Here is a 682-nt window from a genome sequence, read left to right as displayed (position 1 = left end):
GATCGGTCCCGTCGTCGACGCTGAGCGACCTCCTGATCCCCCGACGGTTCCGTCACCTTCCGGTGTCGGTGTCCGTGGAGACGTCGGACGACGAGTACGAGGTCGGCGAGCCGGTCCCGTTCCGCGTGACCCTTCGCAACCGCCTGCCGGTGCCGATATCGATCCCGACCGTCTCCCCGCTCCTCTGGGAGTGGACCGTCGACGGCAACGTCGAGGCGGCCGAGGTCCCGATCCGAGACCCGCCCGACGAGGAAGGGCAGCTGTCGTTCGACCGCGGCGAACGCAAGGAGTTCCAAAAGCGGTGGGACCAGCTGTTCAGGGTCTCCGACAGCGAGTGGGAGCCGGCGGGAGTCGGAACCCACACCATCGGTGTCGCGATCAACGCGACGGACGCCGAGAAGCGCGGCCTGACCGACGAGACGACGGTGCGGATCGTCCGCTGATCCGCGCTTCCCGGACCGATCCGCCGATGACCCGGCCTTTTCGCCGCCGTCTTGTCGATCTAACGCCCGGTCTCGTCACTTTCGTCTGACCGGGTCAATTCCGCGCTCTCCGCCGACCGTGCCGGAGGCAGCTGACGGTCCCGGTCGTTTGCCGCTCCGTTTCGCCCTCGGTCGGCCGGTCGACGGCCGCCGGCGTTTCGTGCTCGCAGACGCTGGGGAAGGCCGCGGCCAGCGTTTCG

General features: G+C 68.9%; 1 protein-coding gene. It reads left to right on the top strand.

Annotation, left to right across the window (positions count from 1 at the left end; genetic code table 11):
• A partial coding sequence (locus tag BN903_RS09225; RefSeq protein WP_048077501.1) for a hypothetical protein occupies positions 1–443 on the top strand: 443 nt, incomplete at its 5' end.
• Positions 444–682 lie beyond the last annotated feature (239 nt).

The organism is Halorubrum sp. AJ67 (assembly GCF_000513435.1).
This window is presented reverse-complemented; position numbering and strand designations above follow the sequence as displayed.